We start from the raw sequence: 22378 nt of genomic DNA, 5'->3' as shown, positions 1-22378 counted from the left end.
TCCTTATCCGCGGGCTTTGAGTTCAGGGCCGAGCAGGCTGCCGAAGCTGTGTTCATTATGCGACTGGCACCAGACTGTGCCGCGGCCAGAAAATTTACAGACCAGGCCTTCACCACCGAGTATGGATTGCAGCCAGCTCTTGCCAGCCTTGGTGATAGAGAATTGCAGGGTTTCGCTAAAGGCGACGATGTGACCGGTATCGACGATGTAATCACCATCGACTTCTATGGGATAAATGGCACCAAATGAAGAGATCACTGCCGTGCCTTTGCCCTTGAGCTTGAGCCAGAAAATGCGTTCGCCAGACAAAAGCGATTTAAAACCCTGCCAGCCCAGATCGACTTCTATGCCTTCATCGCATGCCAGGAAAGAACCGCCTTGTACGATAAGGTTGTCGTTGTTCAGTGGCAGCACCAGCATGTCACCGGCCAGATCAGTACCCAGCCAGACTTCGCCTGGCGTGTTCTGTGGTTCAAAGTGATTCAGGAATAATGATTCACCACCGAGTAAACGTTTGGCTGCCTTCAACAATGAGCCGCCCTGTTTTTTATGGGTGGTCGTGGTGATCTGCATATTGCTACTCATGGCCAGCATGGCACCAGATTCGGCAGTGCAAACTTCACCAGGACGCAAGCTGACTTTGGCAGCGGTATTGCCAGGCTGATTGACTAATTCTACGTGCATGATGCGTCCTTACAATTTTGGATTGAGCCAGCCAGCCAGGCTGGAAATACTGCGTGTCTGTATGATGATCCTGCCTTTACCGCTGACGCGCGTGACCAGGCCTTCGCCACCAAAAAAGCTGGAAAACAAACCCCCTGCCAGTTGCAGGTTCAGACGCAGTGATGGGTCGTAAGCCACCAGGTGGCTGGTATCGACAATGTATTCACCATTCACTTCTTTTTCCAGCAATGCACCATAGGCACCAAACCAGACCTTGCCATGACCGCTGACCTTGATGCGGAACAGGCCTTCACGCGCAATCCAGGAGGCAAAACCGGCAAAGCCCAGGCCTATCTTGACGCTTTCTTCACACGCGAGAAAAGCACCGGGCTGCATGAAATACACTTCATCATTAAGTTCCTTACACAGGATTTCACCAGGCGTAGGCTGCACAATGGTCATGCTGCGCGGTGCAGAAGTGGCATTGTGAAAGCGGCTGATGAACAGTGATTCGCCACCCAGGTATTTGCGCAGCAAACCCTTGATCAGGCCACCATTGAAATGTGCCGTCAGGTCAAGGCTGGCATCCATGCTGGACATGGCATCTGGCTCAGTCATGATACTTTCACCGGGAGCGAGTTCTACCTCGACGTAGGAGAAGGCATGGCCCCCTTTGATATTTGCTTTCACTGATTACTCCCTTTTTATGTTTCAGGATTGTGGTGTTGAGGACGTGCCTGCTGGCTTATCTTTGGACTCGGTAGATGCTGGTTTGGCGACAAATTTCTTGACGGCCTCCTGCAAATCCTTGAAGGCAGCTTCCTGATTAATGTACGACCCTTCAGGCGTGCCGATCAGCTCACGCAAATGCGCCATGCGTTTTTCGCTGGTGGGGTGAGTGCTGAGCAAACCCATGGCTTGCTTGTAGGCTTCACGCGCCTGCTTGTTGTCGATTTTTTCCATGGCGGCTTTTTCTTCTGCAATCATGCGCTCGAAAAAGACGGGTAAGCCCGCCGGATTGATGTTGGCACGCTTTAATAGCAGCACACCTTTTTCATCCGCATCGGTCTCAAAGCGGCGCGAATATTGCTGGCTCATCAGCATAGGCGCTGCATTGCTGAAGACTGCCAACAAGCCACTGACATCGCCAAACACGGCACTGGCGACCAGATAAATTCCGGCATTGCCGATGATATTGCGTGTCCCATGCCGCTCTTCTACATGGCTGATCTCATGCGCCAGCACGCCCAGTAATTCTTCCGCACTGCCCGCCTTCAGGATCAGGCCAGAATGAATGGCGACATAGCCACCAGGCAGCGCATAGGCATTGGTGCTGCTGTCATTGACAATGGAAATAGAATAGCGGTACGGCGAATTCGGCAAGGCCTGCAACAAGGGTGTGGTAAGTGGCTTCAACACCACTTCAGCCTCAGCTTTAGGCATGCGACGGTTTTTCAGGTCATCCTGGGCAGCCACGCTGGCACCGAGTTTTTCTTCCCATTCCACAGGCACCTGTTTGGCGGCATAGGCAGACATGGTATCCATCTTCCACATCAGTCCCACTGGCACCGCTATCAGCAGCAGGCTGAAGCCTATCAATGCTCCCCATCCATAAGCACGTTTGCGGCCCGCCGCAGCGATCTGTCGTGAGCATTCAGGGTGAGCAAGCAGCACCGGGTTTTTCAATATGTTGAGGTCGCTGGTATACAGCACCAGGTCAGGCTTGTGGGCATGCTTGATGAACACCAGTTTATTGGCTGCACCACCCAGTGTCAGTTCCAGTTGCGCAAATGGTAAAGTGCCCAGCAAGGAGGCTACCTGATAACTGACACCCAATTGCGACAGGCTCAGTTCACCAGTATCCCGGCCATCTGGCAGGGATGCGTGAAAAGCGTGACAAGGGTATTTGCTGGAAGCAAGATCCATTTTGGTCCTGAAGTAATATAAGAAGCTGTCTATAGCTTGCTGAAGAAACAAGCAAATTTAGTCAGGGCGTCAGAATTATAAATCAGCGTTCCGTATTTTTTGTTTAAGTTTATAAACCTGACAAAACATGGTATTGACGCAGTGGGGTGTGGCTGTTAGTGCATCGTAGTGCATCGCCTGCAAGTATCATGTTTCCCTGTGCCGATATAATGCAGGCCATTAATCAAAGGGCTTTTGCCATGTCACCAGACTTGAATGATTTACTGGCTTTTGCCCGCGTTGCCGAATGCCGCAGCTTCCGCCAGGCTGCGCAAGAATTGCAGCTTACCGCTTCTGCCCTCAGTCATACCTTGACGAAGACGGAAAAGAAGCTGGGCATGCGTCTACTGCAACGTACTACCCGCAGCGTCAGCCTGACACCCGCAGGTGAACGCTTGTTGCGGAGCCTGCAACCTGCGCTGCAAGAAATCCAGGGTGCTCTCGAAAGCCTGAATGAACTCAGGGACAAACCGGTAGGCCACTTACGCCTGAATGTACCGCGCCCAGCCGCGCAACTCACACTTGCCCCTGTCATGGCTGCCTGGCATGCGGCTTATCCTGAAATTGAACTCGAAGTCGTCAGCAGCGATGCCCTCATTGATATCGTGGAGCAAGGCTTTGATGCAGGCCTGCGTTTTGGTGAAAGCCTGCAGCAAGACATGGTAGCGATTCCGGTCGGGCGGGAAATCCGTTTTGTGGTTTGTGCCTCTCCGGCCTATCTGCAAAAACATGGGATTCCAAAGACACCGCATGATCTGTTGCAACATCAATGCATACAATTTCGTTTCCCCAGCGGGCAAAGATATCGCTGGGAATTCCAGCGCGGGCAAGAAAAGCTGGAAGTCGCCACCACCGGTGCGCTGGCGGTAGATGATTTCTATGTGGCGACACGGGTTGCCTGCGATGGTGCCGGGATTTGCTATACCTATTGTGGCTATGCGGATGAACTGGTGAAGCAGGGACAATTGCACTATGTGCTGGAAGACTGGTGGCCGGCGCCCGAGCGCAGCTATTTATATTACCCAAGCCGCCGTCATCAATCAGCGGCTTTGCGGGCTTTCATCGATTTTATGAAGTAAGTTGATGATATAGACACAGGAAACAAGCACCTACTTTGGTGTTGTCGCTATCGTCCAGGAGAAGCTGCCAGTCTTTGATTTTACGGAATCATACAAGCTGCTGACCTGTTGATCTGCATGATTATCTTTGGGATCCACTTTGCGACTGACTTGCATTTTCCATTTTTGCATAGTGGTTTTGTTATCAAATTTTGTTTCCGTCTCCTCCATCGTGTAATGGAGCTTTTGATCGGCCAGTGCTTTGCGGAATGCTTCCATGCTGGCCTGATCTTCAGTCTCATATGAAATTTTCAAAAGCACATCGACTTTGGCATTTGTTGCGTGCTGACGAATTGCATCAGAGGGTAAATCAGCGGCGTTGGCAATGAGTGCGGTACTTCCAATGCAGATGAGGGTATATGCCAATAACAGGTATTTATTCATGTTGTGATGGTTTTTTGAGGTTGGTTTATTCAGTATTGAGTATCAAAAGCATATTTGATAGTATCAAAAATACACTTGATAAGTAAATGCTTAGCACATTTGCTGCCAGGCCTCAGGGCAGGAAAATCCCCTGAGATTGGAGTAGAAGAGTAAACTATAGGGATAACCATCTTGTCGCATCCTGCGATACGAAAGAACGAGCGAGCATCGCCATGTCAGAAAACACACCTCCGATTACCTTTGAAGACCTGCAACTGAGTGCGCCTATTTTGCGCGCCTTGCAGGATGTTGGCTATGAAACACCATCGCCGATACAGGCGGCCACCATCCCGATTTTGCTGTCCAACCGTGACGTCCTGGGTCAGGCCCAGACGGGTACCGGCAAGACCGCCGCCTTTGCCCTGCCTATTTTGTCGCGCATCGATATCCGTCAGACTACCCCGCAGGCGCTGGTGCTGGCACCAACGCGTGAACTGGCAATACAGGTCGCTGAAGCCTTCCAGACCTATGCCCGCCACATCCCCGGCTTCCATGTCTTGCCTATCTACGGTGGCCAAAGCTATGGCCCGCAACTCTCGGCCCTGCGCCGTGGTGTGCATGTCGTTGTTGGCACACCTGGCCGTGTGATTGATCACTTGGACAAGGGCACGCTGGATCTGTCCGCGTTGAAAACCCTGGTGCTGGATGAAGCAGATGAAATGCTGCGCATGGGCTTTATCGATGACGTAGAGCGTATCCTGCAAGAAACACCAGAAGGCCGTCAGACTGCCTTGTTCTCGGCCACCATGCCTCCGGCCATCAAGCGCATTGCCCAGACTTACCTGAACAAACCGGCAGAAGTCACGGTTGCTGCCAAGACGGGCACAGCCGACAATATCCGCCAGCGTTACTGGCTGGTCAGTGGCATGCACAAGCTTGATGCCCTGACACGCATACTGGAAGCCGAGACTTTCGACGGCATGATCATTTTTGCCCGTACCAAACTGGGTACTGAAGAACTGGCAGCCAGGCTGGGTGCAAGAGGCTTCTCGGTAGCCGCCATCAATGGCGACATCAACCAGCAACAACGCGAACGCACGATTCAGCAACTGAAAGACGGCAAGATTGATATCCTGGTCGCTACCGACGTGGCTGCCCGTGGTCTGGACGTAGAGCGTATCAGCCATGTCATCAACTATGACGTGCCGTATGATCCAGAAAGCTACACCCACCGCATAGGCCGTACTGGCCGTGCTGGCCGTAGTGGTGAAGCCATCCTGTTTATCACACCACGCGAAAAGAACTTGTTGAAAGCGATTGAAAGAGCAACGCGCCAGCCAGTGTCGCCATTGGAATTGCCAACAATACAGACCGTCAACAATGTCCGTATCGCCCGTTTCAAGGATCAGATTACTGCCACGCTGGCACAAGGCGGCCTGGAAGAATTCACGTCCTTGATCGAAGATTTTGAACGGGAACAAAATATCCCAGCAGTGGAAATTGCTGCGGCGCTGGCCAAAATGGCGCGTGGCGATGAACCTTTGCTGCTCGATAAAAACCGCAAAGAAACCAAGACCGACGATAGCTGGCGCGATGAGCGTCCAGCCCGCGCTGAGCGTGGCGACCGAGGCGATAGAAATGATCGTGGTGACCGGGGTGACAGATTCGAACGCGCACCGCGTGAAGACCGTGGTGCACGCCGTGAACACAGCCCGCGCACGCCAGAGCCAGGCATGCAGACTTTCCGCATCGCGGTGGGTCATGATCATGGCGTCAAGCCTGGCAATATCGTTGGCGCGATTGCCAATGAAGCCAATATAGAATCCAAGTTCATCGGTCGTATCGATATCTATGATGACTACACCATCCTTGATCTGCCAGACAATCTGCCTGGCGACATGATGGAACACCTGAGTTCAGTACGTGTTGCTGGCCAGGCCTTGCGTATCAGCGCAGAAAAAGGTCAGGGCAGCAGTTCTGCATCATCCCGCCCGGCTCCGCGTACAGCGCGTGAAGAAGCGCCTCGCGAACGCGCCAGTCGTACCTCTAGTGCCCCCAGTGTTGCTGACGCCGCACCAGGCAGCAAGCTGAACCAGGCCGTGGACCGTGCAGCCCGCGCGCCGATGGACGAAGATCGTCCAGCCAAGCCCAGGAAAGACAAGGCTGACGGCAAAGGCAAGGTCAGCATCCCTATGCTGACTTACCGTATCGAAGTCGGCAAGGCTGATGCTGTCACCCCCAGCAATATTGTTGGTGCGATTGCCAATGAAGCCGGTCTGGAAGCCAAGCATATAGGCCGCATCGATATTTTCGACGACTACAGCACACTGGATTTGCCAGATGGCATGCCCAAGGAATTGCTGAAGCAGTTGCAAGGCGTCTGGGTCGCAGGCAAGCAAATCCAGATCAGCCCGGTCGGTGAAGACCATGTGCGCAAACCGCTACCAGTCAACCAGCCATCGCCTTTTGGCCCCAAGAAAGCCGGCGGTGATCGACGCGTGACAGAAAAAGCCAAGGGTTATGGATCGGGTAAACCAGCAGCAGCCAAGCCACATCGCAAAGGCCCTAAAGCCTGATTGGCCTGATGCAGGCAGTTCGTCAGATCTGAAACAATAGCTTCAATACCCCCGCGCTTGCGGGGGTATTTGTTTGTGCGGGCGGTTTTATGTGTGCTCAGGCAGCAGCACGTTCTGCATCTGGTCTGCGACGCAGCCTGATCTGGGCAATGGCAGGTGGATGGTAGGCTGCATGCAAAGGGCCAACATCTGTTCCGGGTGCAACGATATGGTCTATCTTGTCCAGGACTTCATCACTGAGCGCAACACCGGCACCTGCCAGCAGGTCATCCAGTTGTGCCATCGTGCGCGGCCCCAGGTTGGCCGCGGTCACACCTGGGTGGGCAATCGCAAATGCCATCGCCATGTGTGTCAATGATAATCCGGCGTCCTGCGCCACGATGAGCAGTTGCTCAATAGCCTCCAGTTTGCCCGCATCCGTCATATAGCCAGGATTGAAACGTACCCGTGCGCTATCAGTTTGCTGGCCCTTGCGATACCGGCCAGTCAGCAAGCCCATGGACAGCGGGCTCCATACCATCACACCCATGCCATATTTCTCACAAATTGGCAGCACTTCGCGTTCTATGCTGCGGTTAAGTATGGAATAAGCTGGCTGCTCACAACGGAAGCGCGCCAGTCCGCGCTTTTCTGCCACCCATTGCGCTTCCACGATGTCTGAGACCGGAAAGGTGGATGATCCTATGGCGCGTATTTTTCCAGCACGCATCAGGTCGGTCAGTACCGACAGGGTTTCTTCTATGTCGGTGTCTGGTGCTGGCCGGTGTATCTGGAACAGGTCTATGTAATCTGTCTGCAGGCGGCGCAGGGAATCTTCTACGGCACGCACCAGCCAGCGCCGTGAATTGCCTTGCTGGTTGGGGTCAGTGCCCATGGGCAGATTCGCCTTGGTTGCCAGCACGACATGATCGCGGCGGCCCTTGAGTGCCTTGCCGACGATCTCTTCTGACTCGCCATGGCTATAGAAATCTGCCGTGTCGATAAAGTTGATACCTGCATCGAGTGCCTTGTGAATGATGCGGATGGAGTCTTCATGGTCAGTATTGCCAACCGCGCCAAACATCATCGCGCCCAGGCAGTAAGGGCTGACCCTGATGCCGGTTTTTCCTAGCGTACGGTATTGCATAAGGTGTATTCCTGTCGTTGAAATAATGAAATGAGTTCTGATGACCGTCGACGAAATCAGCATACTGAAAGGTAAAATAGAACATCGTTCCGGATCAATCGGATCAATGTTCCGTTTTATTATACGGAACAGTGTTCCGAATTTCAAAGAAAGAATATAATTGGAAATAAAAATGGAAGTGAAAAATGGAAATGAAAAGTGGAAATGAATAAGCTGGCTCCTGGAGCAGGTAGTGAAAACGGCTGGAATGAAGAGCAAAAACCCAGGCGCGTGCGTGCTGACGCGCAACGCAGTACAGATGCCTTGCTGGAGGCGGCCCTGGAAGTATTTGCCACTTCCGGTGTGGACGCGCCGGTGCGCGAGATTGCTCTCAAGGCAGGCGTAGGTGTTGGTACCCTGTATCGCCGCTTCCCACAGCGCTCAGACCTGGTCATCGCGGTTTTCCAGCATGAAGTGGATGCCTGTGCCAATGCTGCGCCTGTGTTGGCGGCTGAATATCGGCCTGGCGAGGCGGTCGCGCAATGGATGTTGCGCTATGTCGATTTCATCGCGGCCAAACGCGGGCTGGCGGCAGCGCTGCATTCCGGTGATCCTGCATTTGCCGTCCTGCCGGCCTACTTCCAGCAGCGCCTTGAGCCAGCGCTCCGCAGTTTGCTCGACGCAGCAGCAGCAGCAGGCGACATGCGTGCAGATATAGCGCCCTATGATTTGCTGCGTGCGGTCGCTAATCTGTCGACAACTACCCAGGAGGGCGGGCCAGAACATGCGCGGCGTATGCTGGCTTTGCTGGTCGATGGCTTGCGCTACGGTGCCAAGCCCGCTGCCAATTAATATTTGTATTTAAACTACATAATTATCGTTGTTTAAATACATCGTCGAGAATATGTGGTGTCTCGTTTTAAGCCTGCTCGAAGAAGAGGGGTAACGATTAAAAAGGCTTATTTAGGAATTTTCATGTTTCTTTTACTTGATACGTCATTTATGTTGATGTATCTTAACTACATAAATTAATAAAGAGACGACAACATGAAAAACATAGCCAGCCTTGCTTTGCTGGGATTAATGTCCTTGCCTGTACTTGCACAAACCATCAGCAGCGTAAACCATCCGTCCTGGAGCAAGAATGCCGCGATTTATGAAGCGAATATCCGCCAGCATTCACCTGAAGGAAGTTTCAAGCGTTTTCAGGAATACCTGCCTGAACTGAAAAAGATGGGGGTAGGCATTATCTGGATCATGCCCATCAACCCCATCGGTGAAAAAAACCGCAAGGGCAGCTTGGGCAGTTATTACGCTGTGCGCGATTACAAAGGTGTCAATCCAGAATTTGGCGCACCGGCTGATTTCAAGAACCTCGTTGATGCCGCCCATGCGCAAGGTATGAAGGTCATCATAGACTGGGTCGCCAATCATACTGCCTGGGATCATCCCTGGGTCACATCCCATCCCGAGTATTACTTGAAGAATGGCAAGGGCGATTTTGTGCCACCTGTGGCAGACTGGCAGGACGTCATCAAACTTGATTACGCGAACAAACAGTTACGCGCAGAGATGATAGATGCGCTGAAATTCTGGCTGACTGAATTTGGTATTGATGGTTACCGCTGCGACGTCGCCGAGATGGTACCGACCGATTTCTGGAACGAAGCAAGGGCAGCGCTTGACAAAGTAAAACCAGTCTTCATGCTGGCAGAGGCCGAGGCGACAGACTTGCATGAAAAAGCCTTTGACATGACTTATGCATGGCAGCTCAAAGACATGTTTGGCGAGATAGCCAAGGGCAAGAAAAACGCCAATGACCTGGCGGCCTATATGGCCGGGCCGGAAAAGAAATTCCACCCCAATGCTTATCGCATGCTGCATACCTCCAACCATGATCTGAATTCATGGGAAGGCACAGAGTTTGAACGCTTGGGCGATGGCGCAGAAAATTTCCTGGTCTTGTCGAATCTGTTGAAAGGCATGCCGCTCTTGTATTCAGGCCAGGAGGCCGGCAATACCAAACGCCTGGAATTTTTTGAGCGTGACCCCATCAAGTGGCAAGACCATCCTTACAAGGCAATCTATACGACGCTGTTTCATTTGAAAAAAACCAATCGCGCCTTGTGGAACGGCACCGAAGGTGCAGAGCAGGTACGTATCGCCACATCGAATGATGCGTCCATCTATGCGTTTTCACGCAGCAAGGCAGGTAATCAAGTCGTGGGCATCTTTAACCTGAGTGGACAAGCGCAAAGCCTTAGCCTGAGCAAGCCACTTGCGGCCGGACTCAGCAATCTGTTTACCGGTAAGAAAGAAGCTATTAAACAAGCTCAGAAAATTGAACTCAAACCTTGGGAATACAAGGTGCTGGTCAAATAAAAATCAGGGCGAGCCGCAGCACAAGACTGCTGCGGCTTGCTATCGTCCGCAATCCAAGGCTAACGCAGTCAATAATCCAGATCCAGCACAGGTGCAGGCAAGGCATCTGTTGTTACCAGGCCCAGGATACGTGCGAGGGTTTGCGAGATCACATTCACGTCATTATCAAAACTGTTGTGGGCAAGCGGGATAATGCGCTTGCCGCAATTGACGTGAGTAGCATCAATGATGTGCAAATTGCTTATTTGCTCTGCCGTCAAACCCGCGCCATCTTCAGCAAAATCGCGGGGCAGTTTTTTGCCCCAGTAAAACTTATTCCAGCTCTTCAAAGTAGCGAGGGTGGTTTCATTCCATTGCCCCTCTGCCAGTTTATCACCGTTGAAGTAGGCAGCATCAAGGCTGGTAGCCATACCCAGCAAAGGTGTTTTATGGCGAGTTTCAAAGGCCCGTGCCACCAGGTAGAGCAAGGACTTGCGATAGACCTGATAGACATTGTCAGTACGTTCGCGCCGGTCTGACATCAGATGCAGATGGAAATTCTCGCGTGCCAGCACACCGCTTTCCATGGCCGGGCGGTAAGTGCTTTCTGCAAATTCCAGGCTACAGGCAGGTGCGTACAGACTACATGTGCTGACAGCCAGTTTGCGTGCGGCCAGCAGGCCCAGCAAATGACCCATGACGATGGAGCCGGCTGAGTGGCCTATCAAATGAATTTCCAGCTTGCCCTTGCCAAGCTCCTTGCTTAATTGCTTGAGGCGTTCGGCGATTGCCAGCAGGCCACGCGGCGGCTGGTCATCTTCGGTAGCCAGGGCAGCATTTTGTTTTATCTGCATCCACTGCGATTTGCCACCTATGCTGGCGGCAAGGTTTTCTATCGTGCGGTCCATGACATCAACGGCTGTATTCTTGAGCTGCTCCAGCCAGTCGCTGGAGACTACCGAGCCTGTCAGATAATCCCGCAATTTATCCCTGAGCACGTCCCCCATGGTTTCTGTGAGCCCGGTTTTCCAGGTGATGAAGACAGGGTAAATGCCGTTTGCCAGGAAACTGGGTGCCATGGCGGCAATGCGCTTGAGTGACTCAGCTTCACTACTAAGGCCACCATGGGCATACAGGGCAAGTTTCAAGACTTTGTTTTTGCTGTGTTGTTTGAGCCAGGCTTGTGGTGCCTGCACCAGGATTTTTTCTACCGCTGCTGCCGCATCGGCAACTTCGAGCAATCTTTGTATCAGGCCACCATCATTGCCCATGACCACGGTCAGGCTATACGCCTGGTCCATGCTGAGCACTGCCTGGCCAGGCTTGCCTGCGGGATGGGCACCCCCGGGCAGCAGGGCTGATCCACTGGCCTTGAAGGCAGCAGCAGGCGGAATATTGGCCTGAGGGGCCAGCTGCTTTTCAGCGCGGGTACGGTTCACCGCATCAACATAGCGCACGGGCACACCAAGGGATACGGTCCAGGCATCCGTGCCATTCACCAGCCAGTCGTCATAGGTGATGATGGCAAAGCCCTGCATGCCCCAGTCTGCACCCCAGGAATTTTGCACGACAAAACCCTGGTCGGTATAACCGAGCAAGGCAAAGGCATGGCCACCGGCCTTGATCTCGCTAAAGTTGACTACGGGTAGTTGCTCCAGCTTGCTGAAGTTGCTTGCCCTGGATGCCGGGACTTCGGACCAGCCCTGATGCAGCTTGCAAGAGACATAGATGGCACCAATCTCGACTATGGCCGCCTGCATGTCAGTGATCGATGTTTTATCTATGCGGTAATACACACCCAGGGCGCGGCTCAGTGCATCTTTTTCCCAGCCCGGTTTTGGCGCTTCGAAGGCTGGTACCTGGTCATTTTTATTGACCGTATACGGCCAAAGTGCACGGCTGCAGACCCCATGCTTGTGCCAGCCCTTGAGAGCACCACGGCAACTGGAGCCCAGATAATCCTCACCCGGCCATTCGTCATACAGTTGCGCAAGGTGATAAATCATGCGCGGGCTGCTTTCCTTGCTGCCCGCATCGCGCAGCCAGAACAGGTAATTGATGACAGCTGCCAGGCCAAAACCAGTGCAGGCACCATCCGAACCCTGGTTCAAAATCATGCCCGCCTTGATGTATCTGGCGAGCTGGTTTTTGATGAAGCTGCTATCTGGGAAGAATACCGGCAGGTTCAGTAACCGGGGAGTGTAGTTGCGGTCACGGATATCAAGGCGGTCAGGGCGCGCATCCAGGGCCAGTTCGCTGCCGTTGAAAGGTATGGTCTGGGCTGGCATGCAGGCCTCCTGGGTCAGTTTGAGGAATTTTTATGGGAATATTGCTTGAAATATTGGCAAGAATAGTGTCTCAGGATTTATTTGGCTTGGCAATAGTTCAATGCGTGGGGACATCTGGAAAAGCTTGCACGCAAAGAAAAAGGCCGCCAAGACTAGCTTGACGGCCTGTTACCCCGTGATTACTGAGGCTTATTTTTTCGCTGCGTCAGCAGAAGCAGATGCTGCCGGTACTACAGTCGGTGTAACTGACAATGGTGCACCTGATGCTGCTGGTGCAGAAGCTGCGGCTGGCGCTTCCTTGATTTCTATCTTGGCTTTGGCCTTGATGTCATCCAGCATTTTCTTCAGGTTCTTTTGCTGCAATTGCTGGATCAGGCCGGACTTGACTTCTTCCAGAGGTGGAATGGTCACAGGACGAGAATCGTCGAGGATGATGACGTGGTAACCAAACTGGGATTTGACTGGCTCTTCAGTGAATTTGCCTTTTTCCAGTTTAGCGACTGCTGCACCAAATTCCGGCACCATGCCGCGTGGGTTGAACCAGCCCAGATCACCACCATTGGCTTTGGAGCCTGGGTCTTGTGATTTGGCTTTGGCCAGGGCTTCGAAGGACTTCACGTCTTTCTTGATCTTGGCGATGATGTCTTTCGCCTCATCTTCTGTTTTCACCAGGATATGGCGTGCCTTGTATTCGTTGCCACCATTGCTTTTCTTGAATTCTTCGTATTCAGCTTTCAGAGCGTCATCCGAGACGGCTGCTGTCTTGATGTAATCCTTGACATAGGCATTCGCCAGGATGGATTGACGCGTCATTTCGATCTGGTCGGCTACTTCTGGCTTTTTATCCAGACCTTTGTTGACCGCTTCTTTGGCTACAACGATTTGCATGGCCAGATTATCGATGACCATCTTGCGTGTTTCAGCTGTATCAGGCATACCTTGGGCGGCCTGTTGCTGCATGATCTGGTCCAGTTGTTTCTTGCTGATAGGTGTGCCATCAACGGTGGCAGCGACTTCACTACCTGTTGCAGTTGCCGACGCAGAAGCTACAGCCGCTGCTGCAGGCTTGTCTGCATTCTTATCATTACAGGCGCTGAGTACCAACAAGGCAAGAGCGCTACCCAGGACTACACGGGACTTAATTGACATACACATTCCTTCAATATTGAGCTGACTTTGCAGCAGATATCATGCCTGTCGGCATACGACGATTTAAAAAATGACGCTGAATTCTACTCGCGATTTTACCTGCCATGCTAGTTATTCACTTTTACTTACTAAATTTCAGTAAAAATGACTGCCTCCGGCCCTTGCCAAAGACAGCCGCAGCAGCAGCCCGCCTGGAATGGAATGAAATATCAGAGGCTGGTCAGACCAGCTGCAATTGATCCAGTGTGCTGCCAAAACCTTTCCCATGCTGGCAAAAGTAGCCTGCCATCTGCATCCGTATGATTATCTCTATGGCAATTTGGATTCCAGCAAATTTTTCAGGTATTCCTGCTAAAAATAAGGAATATTTCTTAAAAGCACGGAAGTAGGGGAACAAATATTGACTTGTTCACTCCAAGCAGGGGAGTTATATCCGGTATAAGAATGACAATCAAGATCTACATCATTTACATCAGCAATTGAAAAGCGTCGCACAGAGAGTTTTGGTCAATCCGGCCAGAAACTTCGATAGAAGAATCCAAACAGGAGACATTAATGCGTATTTTGCAGGTTTTATGCGGTACCGCCCTCATCGCCACCAGCTTCAGCGGCCAGCTCGCGCTTGCCGCCAGCGAAGAAAAAATCGATCTCGACCTGATTACCAAATTACGCGACGAGGCCATGAACCGCTCCAAGGCGCAAGAGATACTCGGCACACTGACCGATGAAATCGGCCCGCGCCTGACCGGTTCACCCGCCCTGCGCAAGGCCGGTGACTGGACCCGCAGCAAATTCGGTGAATGGGGCCTGCAAAATATTCATAGCGAAAGCTTCGCTCCCTTTGGCCGGGGCTGGACACTAGAGAAAACCACCCTGCGCATGGTTGCGCCTGCCCAAGTTGATCTGTATGCCATCCCCAAGGCATGGACCCCAGGTACTAACGGTCTGCAACGCGGTAAGCTGATCATTGCAAAAATGGCGGCAGATGAGGATTTGCCAAAATGGAAGGGCAAGCTGGCCGGTGCCATCGTCTTGCTGGATGAACCTTTGCCCATCAAACCCCATGTGAAGGCAGATGCGCACAGGTATTCGCATGAAGAACTGAGCGAGCTCAGTAAAATCGATTTCGAACCGTCCGCCTCCCGCCGAGGTGATATCCAGACTTACCTGAAGCGTTTTGCATTCGCCAAAAAACTGCGCTCTTTCCTTGCAGAAGAAAAAGTTCTGGCTGCCTTGAATGTCACCCGCGGTGAAGATGGCACCATCTTTGTACAGGAAGGTGGTTCGTACAAGAAAGATGACGTGACCGGCCCGCCAACCCTGGTCGTTGCCAGCGAAACCTATAACCGTCTGTATCGCCTGGTCGACAAGAAAAAAGACGTAGAACTGGAAATTGATGTCAAAGCCACGTTCAGCGACGAAGACCCGGAAGCAGCCATCAATGTACTGGCAGAAATCCCCGGCACAGATAAAAAAGATGAGATCGTCATGCTCGGTGCCCATCTGGATTCCTGGCATGGTGGCACAGGTGCCACCGACAATGCCGCCGGTGTTGCCATGGCGATGGAAGCCGTGCGCCTGTTGAAAGCTACCGGCTTCAAGCCGCGCCGCACCATACGCATCGCCCTGTGGGGTGGTGAAGAACAGGGCTTGCTGGGTTCGCGTGCCTATGTCAATAAATGGATCGCGTCCCGTCCTGAGCCGACTGATCCCAAAGAGCTGGAATTGCCCAGCTTTGCCCGCAAGCAGACTGGCCCGTTGAGCATCAAACCCATGCACGGCAAGATTTCTGCTTACTTCAATCTCGATAATGGCGGCGGCAAGATCCGTGGTATCTATGCAGAAAACAATGCGACCTTAAAACCGATTTTCGATGCGTGGCTGGCACCGTTCAATGATGTTGGGGCAACTACGACAACGCTGCGTAATACTGGCAGCACCGACCATGTGAGCTTCGACCGTGTCGGCGTGCCCGGTTTCCAGTTCGTGCAGGATGATATGGATTACTTCAGCCGCACTCATCACTCCAGCATGGATGTCTATGACAAGGTACAAAAGAACGACCTGACCCAGGCTTCGATGATACTGGCCAGCTTCGTTGCTCATGCGGCCAACCGCAACGAGATGTTGCCACGCAAGCCTATGCCTAAAGATCCACCGCCAGATGAGAAGAAAGACGATAAGGCAACCGAAGAAACAGCGGTCAAATAAATAATACAGAGACTTTATTCTTTCAAAAAGGCCATTTGCGCTTAGTCTTCCAGAACAGGAATACAATGCGCCCATGGCCTTTTTTGATTGAGACAACAGATGAGTGAAGTTAGCCTGACCAGCGCGGAAGATATTCCCGATAACCTGGCTGAGATATTGCCGGTCGGCATGATCGCGGGCGGAGGCATGGCAGCACTGGCCATGGCAGCAGTAGCCAACCGCAAGTTTCTGGCGACCCAGCCAGCAGAACAGCGAAACAGTGGCTGGCAGGCGTTCCACTATGAGCGCATTTCTGCAACCGAATTTGAAATCACAGGCGGCATCGCCGACCCAAGTTCAGGCGGTAAAAAATTTCATGGTGCGCATGACACTGTCATCATCAATGAGGCCGAAGTTCTGGCTGAAATGCGGTTGCTGCTGCCGCAAGCAGCAACGACGACTGTAGCGAATGCCAGTACGGCTTTGGCTCAGCCCGTCGCCACCATACAGGGTACAAATATGGCCAATGTACTCAAGGTGATTTTTACCTTGCCGGATGATGAACCCGGTCGTCAAAGAATCCTGCGTACATTTCAGCTACAAGCCGATTTCTTTGGCGCAAAAGTGCAGGCTTGCTCATTACATGATGCCAGCTTGTTGAAGCTGGATTAAGTTGGATTAAGCACCTTGACAACGCGTACTTTTTTGAAATGGCTGATGGCATTCAGTCTTTGTCTTTTGCTCTATGCGATATGGCGACGTGATGTATTGCCACCTCCGGCCGAATTGAACAATGTGCTGTTGAATGAGCCAGTACAAACCCAGATAGAACAAACCGCATTTGCAGTCAGCAGGGGCGGTGTCGATTACAAGGTGCAGCCCTTGTATGACTATGACCTGGTTGGCCTGGTCGTCAGCAGGCATGATACCAGCACCGGCTGGGATTACCTGCATCGTGAATGGAATGACCATTTGAATGTCATGGATATCTGTGTGATCTGGGGTAATAATGCACGCAATGGTTCTTACAACGACATCAGTTTTTCCAGTGGCCAGTTCACCTGCAATTTCCGGGCATCGACAGCAGAAGCATTTGCCGCATTTGACCAGACTGCCATTTCAAACAACCATCTGCTCACCGACCAGCCCAGCCTTGCCAAGATCATGCAAAAAGTCGAAGTAGGCGACCAGATACGCCTGCGTGGTCGTTTGTCTGAATATTCACATAACCATGGTTTCGCTTTCAAGCGCGGCACCAGCATCGCCCGCACCGATACCGGCAATGGCGCCTGCGAAACCATTTTTGTTGATAGTTTCGAGATACTCAAAAGCAGTGGGCAGACTTGGCGCAAGCTGGTGTGGCTGGCGGCCATCATGCTGGTCGTCAGTATCGTGGGCTGGTTTATGCAACCAGTTCGTTTCAACCATTAGCGTGATGAAATACAACCGGCTAATGCGATCATGCTGCGCTGCACATAAGCATTCATAAGCGTTCTTGCTTGAAATTTGTATCCTCTTATTTCGATGGACTTGAGAAAAAGCAAAAAAGCTGCATTTAGCCTGGGCTCGATGTTCTCGCATTTTGTCGGCATTTTTGTGTAAGTAAGCAACACTTGCCCAGAACTGCCTGCAGTCAATACCAGTTGTGTGGTCTGGCGATTAATTTTCCGTACGCTCGTAAGGGAAATCCCGTTTGTTTCCATCCGCATAATGGAGGATACTTGCACAATATGGTGCACAGACTTGCACTTTTATCTCTCGTTATCTTCCAACAGTAGGAGAACGTATGACCTCTTCCCACTTCGCTGAGCTGATTGCTTATGCGCAAGCGCACACCGGCCCGGCATCTGAACGCCAGGGTTCTTTTATTACCACCTACTTTGAAAACACTGACCCGGATGAAATCATCAGCCGTGGCCCGGCTACCCTGTTCGCCCAGGCCAATGCCCATTGGCGTTTGCTGGATGCACCGCGCGCTGCGCACACGCCCAAGATAAGGGTGTTCAATCCCACCCTGGCAGAAGATGGTTTTGTCAGTGACCATACTGTGGTGCAGATCGTCAATGACAATATGCCCTTCCTGGTCGATTCAGTGACGATGGCGATCAACCGCAGTGGCCGTACTGCCCACTGGATAGTGCACCCGTTGATGAGCGTCGCACGAGATGTGAATGGCAGTGTGACTGCGGTCAGTACCGTGGCTGCGGCAAAAGCTGCTGGCAGTACTGATCCGGTTGAATCTCTGATTTTGGTTGAATGCGACCGCATCGTCGATCAGGCAGCACAGCAGGCACTGGTGGAAGACTTGAAAAGTGTCTTGTCTGATGTACGCGGTGCTGTAGTTGACTGGCAACCCATGCTGGCCCGCGTACGCGAAGTACGTGCTGCGAGTGAGAAATCCAGCCAGTCCCCAGAAAAACGTGATGAAGCGATTGCTTTTCTGGCATGGCTGGAAGACCGCCATTTTACCTTCCTTGGTGTACGCGATTATGACTTAAAACGCGAAGGCGAGAATGTCAGCCTCGTTGCAATTGCCGATTCTGGACTTGGCATCTTGCGTGGCCCGGTGAAGACCCCGGAAACCCGTTTGCCGCCAGAAGTAGTCGCCTTGATGGATTCGACAGAAATGGTCATGGTCACCAAGGCCATGACACGCGCCACTGTACACAGGCCAGCCTGGCTGGACTATATCGCCGTCAAGCGTTTTGATGATGCGGGTAATGTCATCGGTGAATCGCGCTTCCTGGGTTTGTATACATCCACAGCTTATTCCGAGCCCGTAGGCAATATCCCGCTGGTACGCCAGCGTGTGGTGAATGTCATGAGTACCTCCGGCGTTGTGCCTGAGAGCCATGCGGCCAAGTCGCTGCAAGCCATTCTCGATGATTATCCGCGTGATGAACTGTTCCAGATTGATGCTGCTACGCTGGCTGACCATGCGATCGGTATTTTGCGTCTGCAAGAACGCCAGCGCACCCGTTTGTTCCTGCGCCGCGATCCTTTTGGCCGTTTTACCTCGGCCCAGGTGTTTGTACCGCGTGACCGCTATAACACTGAGCTGCGCATCAAGATAGGCAATGAATTGATGATGGCACTGAATGGCCAGTCGATAGAATTCACGCCCATGCTGACCGACAGCCCACTGGCACGCATCCATTATCTGGTCCGTGCCAAGGATGTCGCACCACAAAACGTCAACCTGGCGATGCTGGAAGCCCGCATCGCCAAACTCGCACAACGCTGGGAAGATGATTGCACGGCAGAGTTGCTGCGCTCGCATGGCGAAGGCAATGGCCTGAACCTGGCAAACCGTTTTGCCAATGCCTTCCCGACTGCCTACCGTGAAGATTTTTCTGCCCTGGTTGGTGCAGAAGATGCCGACATGCTGGCCAGCCTGAACGCCGGTGCGCCGATGATGGTCAAACTTTACCGTCCGCTCGATGCAGGACCGGGCAATCTGCGCTTCAAGATTTATAATACTGCCAAGGTAGCCTTGTCTGATTCCCTGCCTGTACTGGAGCATATGGGGGCCAGGGTACTGGATGAACATCCGTATGCCATCGTCAGCGGTGCCGAGACTTTGTGGATACATGACCTTGGCTTGCAATTGCCTGCCAACACAGATTTGTCATCAGTCAAAGTGCGCTTTGAAAACCTGTTCTCACAGGCTTGGGGTGGCGAGGTTGAAAGTGATGACCTCAATCGCCTGGTCTTGAATACAACTCTTGATGCACGCTCTATCGCCGTCTTGCGCGCCTGCTCGCGTTATTTCAAACAACTTGGTTTTGCCTATAGCCAGAACTATATCGAAGCAGCACTGAACAAGAATGCACCTATCACGCAACTGATTGCCGAGCTGTTCGGTGCCCGCTTCAAGCCTGATTATGTCGGTGACCGCGAACAGGCACAAAAGCATATACGCGAGCAGTTGGAAACCCAGATGAGCAATGTTGCCAGCCTGGATGAAGACCGCATCTTGCGCCAGTTCATTGCGACTATCGTTGCGACACTGCGTACCAATTTGTGGCAAACCACCGCCAGCGGGGCATTCAAGCCCTACATGAGCTTCAAGCTCAATCCGCGTGAAGTGCCGGGTGTGCCAGAACCCAAACCCCTGTTTGAAATCTGGGTTTATTCTCCGCGTGTTGAAGGTGTGCATCTGCGCGGTGGCAAGGTTGCCCGTGGTGGCTTGCGCTGGTCTGACAGGCGCGAAGACTTCCGTACCGAAATCCTGGGTCTGGTGAAAGCCCAGCAAGTCAAAAATACGGTCATCGTGCCTGTTGGTTCCAAAGGTGGTTTTGTCCTCAAGAATGCGCCGCCAGCGACAGACCGCGAAGCCTATCAGGCCGAAGGCGTGGCTTGCTACAAAATCTTCCTGTCTGGCTTGCTGGACCTGACTGACAATATCGTCAAAGGTGCGGTGGTACCGCCCAAACTGGTGATACGCCATGATGTTGATGATCCTTATCTGGTGGTCGCGGCTGACAAGGGCACGGCGACCTTCTCCGATATCGCCAATGGCGTCTCGGCTGACTATGGCTTCTGGCTCGGTGATGCATTTGCATCGGGCGGTTCGGTCGGTTACGACCACAAGAAAATGGGTATCACTGCCCGCGGCGCATGGGAATCGGTCAAGCGCCATTTCCGCTCACAGAGTGTGAATACGCAAGATACGGCTTTCACCGTGGCCGGTATTGGTGACATGTCCGGCGACGTGTTTGGTAATGGCATGCTGCTGTCTGAGCATATCAAGCTGGTGGCGGCATTTGATCACCGTCATATTTTCATCGACCCATCACCTGATGTGGCAACGTCATTTGCCGAGCGCCAGCGCCTGTTCAATCTGCCGCGTTCGAGCTGGGATGATTACGACAAAAGCCTGATTTCTGCTGGCGGCGCTGTCTTCCCACGCACAGCAAAATCCATCAGCCTGAGTCCGGAAGCACGCGCTGTGCTGGGCATAGAAACAGCCGAGCTGGCACCAGTGGAATTGCTGCGTGCGATCTTGCAAGCCCCTGTAGATTTGCTGTACAACGGCGGCATAGGCACTTATGTCAAGGCCAAGTATGAAACCCATGCCCAGGTCGGTGACAAGGCTGGTGACGCCTTCCGCGTCAATGGCAATGATTTGCGCTGCAAGGTTCTGGCAGAAGGTGGTAACCTCGGTTGCACCCAGAATGGCCGTATAGAATTTGCCCAAAAAGGCGGTCGTATCTACACCGATGCGATAGACAATTCTGCCGGTGTCGATTGCTCTGATCATGAAGTCAATATCAAGATTTTGCTGGGCAGCATCGTCGAAGCAGGTGACCTGACCCTCAAGCAGCGTAATGACTTGCTGGCTTCGATGACAGATGAAGTCGGCCACCTGGTTCTGACCGATAATTACTATCAAAGCCAGGCGCTGGATATTGCCACCCATCGCCCAATGTATGTACTCGATGGCCAGCAAAGGCTGATGCAGTCGCTGGAAAAACAGGGCCGCCTGAACCGCGCCATAGAATACCTGCCCAGCGATGATGAAATTTTCCACCGCAAGGCTTTGAAGCAGGGCCTGACTGCACCAGAAGGTGCGGTCGTGCTGGCCTATGCCAAGATGTCGGTATTTGATGAACTGGTCGCCAGCAATCTGCCGGATGATCCTTTCTTCAGCCGTGCATTGAAAGCTTATTTCCCGCAAGTCTTGTCTGAACGTTTTGCTGAAGCGATCTCGAATCACCCATTGAAACGCGAAATCATCGCCACCTTCATCACCAATACCGTGGTGAATCGCGCCGGTGCAACCTTCGTCAACTTCATTGCCTCTGAAGCAGGAGCGACAGCGGCAGATGTGATACGTGCCTTCACCCTGGCACGCGAAATATTTGATCTGGAAGTGTTGTGGGACCAGATTGATGCGCTGGATTATAAGGTTGATTCAAAACTGCAACTCGACCTCTTGTCCAAGCTGATTGCCATTGCCCAAAGAGCGTCGCGCTGGATGTTACGCATACGCTCGCAAAGCACTGATCTGCCAACGCTGATCCAGCGTTACCAGCCAGCCGCACGCGAGCTGCGCTGGCAACTTGATGACTGGCTGCCAGCCAATGCTCACGCCAGTTGGCAAAAAGAAGCTGAGGCCCTGACGCAAGCCGGGGTAGAAGCCACACTGGCACAAAACCTGACGGCGCTGGAATACATCTTCCCGGCACTTGACCTGGTTGATCTCGCTCAAAGCACGAGCAGCACGCTGGAACTGGCAGCGCGCGCCTACTTTGGTATTGATGATGAACTGGGCCTGACCGGCTGGCGCAATCAGATCAACCGCCTGCCAACAGACACCCTGTGGCAGACCCAGGCACGCGGCAGCGCGAGAGATGATGTGTATTCCATCGCCAGCCAGATCACCCGTGGCCTGTTGTCACGGCAGGAAGAAGTCAGCAACTGGCATGCACAGCATGCGCCAGCCATAGACAGGCTGACTGCCTTGCTGACCACCATCAGCGCACAGGGGCCGGACCTGGCACCAGTATCAGTAGCCTTGCGCGAGTTGCGTCACCTGGCTTGATGCATAGTCTGCAGTCATGCTTCATGAAACTGGCCTGTTGTTTTCAACAGGCC

Annotated in this window: 15 protein-coding genes; 8 read left to right on the top strand and 7 right to left on the bottom strand. The window is 52.7% G+C overall.

Features of this window, described 5'->3' with window-relative positions:
* Positions 1 to 3 precede the first annotated feature (3 nt).
* Genes ACO0LG_RS05645 through ACO0LG_RS05635 form a run of 3 tightly spaced genes read right to left on the bottom strand, consistent with a single transcriptional unit; the run spans position 4 to position 2589 of the window.
* A complete protein-coding gene (locus ACO0LG_RS05645) occupies positions 4 to 684 on the bottom strand; it encodes a TIGR00266 family protein (RefSeq protein WP_423024154.1) in 681 nt (226 codons plus the stop codon).
* A 9-nt stretch (positions 685 to 693) separates the two neighbouring features.
* Positions 694 to 1353, bottom strand: a complete 660-nt coding sequence (locus tag ACO0LG_RS05640; protein ID WP_423024152.1) for a TIGR00266 family protein — start codon at positions 1351 to 1353, stop codon at positions 694 to 696.
* Positions 1354 to 1374: 21 nt separating this feature from the next.
* Positions 1375 to 2589: a M48 family metallopeptidase gene (locus tag ACO0LG_RS05635; RefSeq protein ID WP_423024150.1), complete on the bottom strand. Its 1215-nt coding sequence runs from the start codon at positions 2587 to 2589 to the stop codon at positions 1375 to 1377.
* A 209-nt stretch (positions 2590 to 2798) separates the two neighbouring features.
* Here ACO0LG_RS05635 and ACO0LG_RS05630 point away from each other — a divergent pair, with 209 nt between their 5' ends.
* Positions 2799 to 3707, top strand: a complete 909-nt coding sequence (locus tag ACO0LG_RS05630; RefSeq protein ID WP_423024148.1) for a LysR family transcriptional regulator — start codon at positions 2799 to 2801, stop codon at positions 3705 to 3707.
* A gap of 30 nt (positions 3708 to 3737) precedes the next feature.
* On the opposite strand, the gene ACO0LG_RS05625 is transcribed toward ACO0LG_RS05630, so the two are convergent.
* Positions 3738 to 4130, bottom strand: coding sequence for a hypothetical protein (locus ACO0LG_RS05625; RefSeq protein ID WP_423024146.1), 393 nt, complete (start codon positions 4128 to 4130; stop codon positions 3738 to 3740).
* A 212-nt stretch (positions 4131 to 4342) separates the two neighbouring features.
* Here ACO0LG_RS05625 and ACO0LG_RS05620 point away from each other — a divergent pair, with 212 nt between their 5' ends.
* Complete coding sequence (locus ACO0LG_RS05620; protein ID WP_423024144.1) at positions 4343 to 6685, top strand: DEAD/DEAH box helicase; 2343 nt, start codon at positions 4343 to 4345, stop codon at positions 6683 to 6685.
* Positions 6686 to 6782: 97 nt separating this feature from the next.
* On the opposite strand, the gene ACO0LG_RS05615 is transcribed toward ACO0LG_RS05620, so the two are convergent.
* Entirely contained in the window at positions 6783 to 7811 is a 1029-nt protein-coding gene (locus ACO0LG_RS05615) for an aldo/keto reductase (RefSeq protein ID WP_423024142.1), read from the bottom strand.
* 204 nt (positions 7812 to 8015) lie between these two features.
* Between ACO0LG_RS05615 and ACO0LG_RS05610 the strand changes: the two genes are divergently transcribed.
* The gene (locus ACO0LG_RS05610; RefSeq protein ID WP_423024140.1) at positions 8016 to 8642 is read left to right on the top strand and encodes a TetR/AcrR family transcriptional regulator; all 627 of its coding nucleotides are present in this window, start codon (positions 8016 to 8018) and stop codon (positions 8640 to 8642) included.
* Between the two features lie 195 nt (positions 8643 to 8837).
* Entirely contained in the window at positions 8838 to 10172 is a 1335-nt protein-coding gene (locus ACO0LG_RS05605; RefSeq protein WP_423024138.1) for an alpha-amylase family glycosyl hydrolase, read from the top strand.
* A 68-nt stretch (positions 10173 to 10240) separates the two neighbouring features.
* Here ACO0LG_RS05605 and ACO0LG_RS05600 read toward each other — a convergent pair whose 3' ends face one another.
* Together ACO0LG_RS05600 and ACO0LG_RS05595 are read right to left on the bottom strand one after the other, a co-directional pair.
* Positions 10241 to 12439, bottom strand: a complete 2199-nt coding sequence (locus ACO0LG_RS05600) for a C1 family peptidase (RefSeq protein WP_423024136.1) — start codon at positions 12437 to 12439, stop codon at positions 10241 to 10243.
* 189 nt (positions 12440 to 12628) lie between these two features.
* Entirely contained in the window at positions 12629 to 13588 is a 960-nt protein-coding gene (locus ACO0LG_RS05595; protein ID WP_423024134.1) for a foldase protein PrsA, read from the bottom strand.
* A 555-nt stretch (positions 13589 to 14143) separates the two neighbouring features.
* Between ACO0LG_RS05595 and ACO0LG_RS05590 the strand changes: the two genes are divergently transcribed.
* The 4 genes from ACO0LG_RS05590 to ACO0LG_RS05575 all read left to right on the top strand — a co-directional run bounded on the left by ACO0LG_RS05590 (position 14144) and on the right by ACO0LG_RS05575 (position 22325).
* The gene (locus ACO0LG_RS05590; protein WP_423024132.1) at positions 14144 to 15799 is read left to right on the top strand and encodes a M20/M25/M40 family metallo-hydrolase; all 1656 of its coding nucleotides are present in this window, start codon (positions 14144 to 14146) and stop codon (positions 15797 to 15799) included.
* A gap of 99 nt (positions 15800 to 15898) precedes the next feature.
* Positions 15899 to 16450 carry a hypothetical protein gene (locus tag ACO0LG_RS05585; protein ID WP_423024130.1) on the top strand — a complete coding sequence of 184 codons (552 nt, stop codon included), beginning with the start codon at positions 15899 to 15901 and terminating at the stop codon, positions 16448 to 16450.
* 15 nt (positions 16451 to 16465) lie between these two features.
* On the top strand, positions 16466 to 17209 hold the full coding sequence (locus ACO0LG_RS05580; protein ID WP_423024128.1) for a hypothetical protein: 744 nt from the start codon (positions 16466 to 16468) through the stop codon (positions 17207 to 17209).
* Between the two features lie 355 nt (positions 17210 to 17564).
* On the top strand, positions 17565 to 22325 hold the full coding sequence (locus tag ACO0LG_RS05575) for an NAD-glutamate dehydrogenase (RefSeq protein ID WP_423024126.1): 4761 nt from the start codon (positions 17565 to 17567) through the stop codon (positions 22323 to 22325).
* Positions 22326 to 22378: the final 53 nt, after the last annotated feature.

The organism is Undibacterium sp. Ji42W (genome assembly GCF_049340405.1).
GTDB lineage: Bacteria > Pseudomonadota > Gammaproteobacteria > Burkholderiales > Burkholderiaceae_D > Undibacterium.
This window is presented reverse-complemented; position numbering and strand designations above follow the sequence as displayed.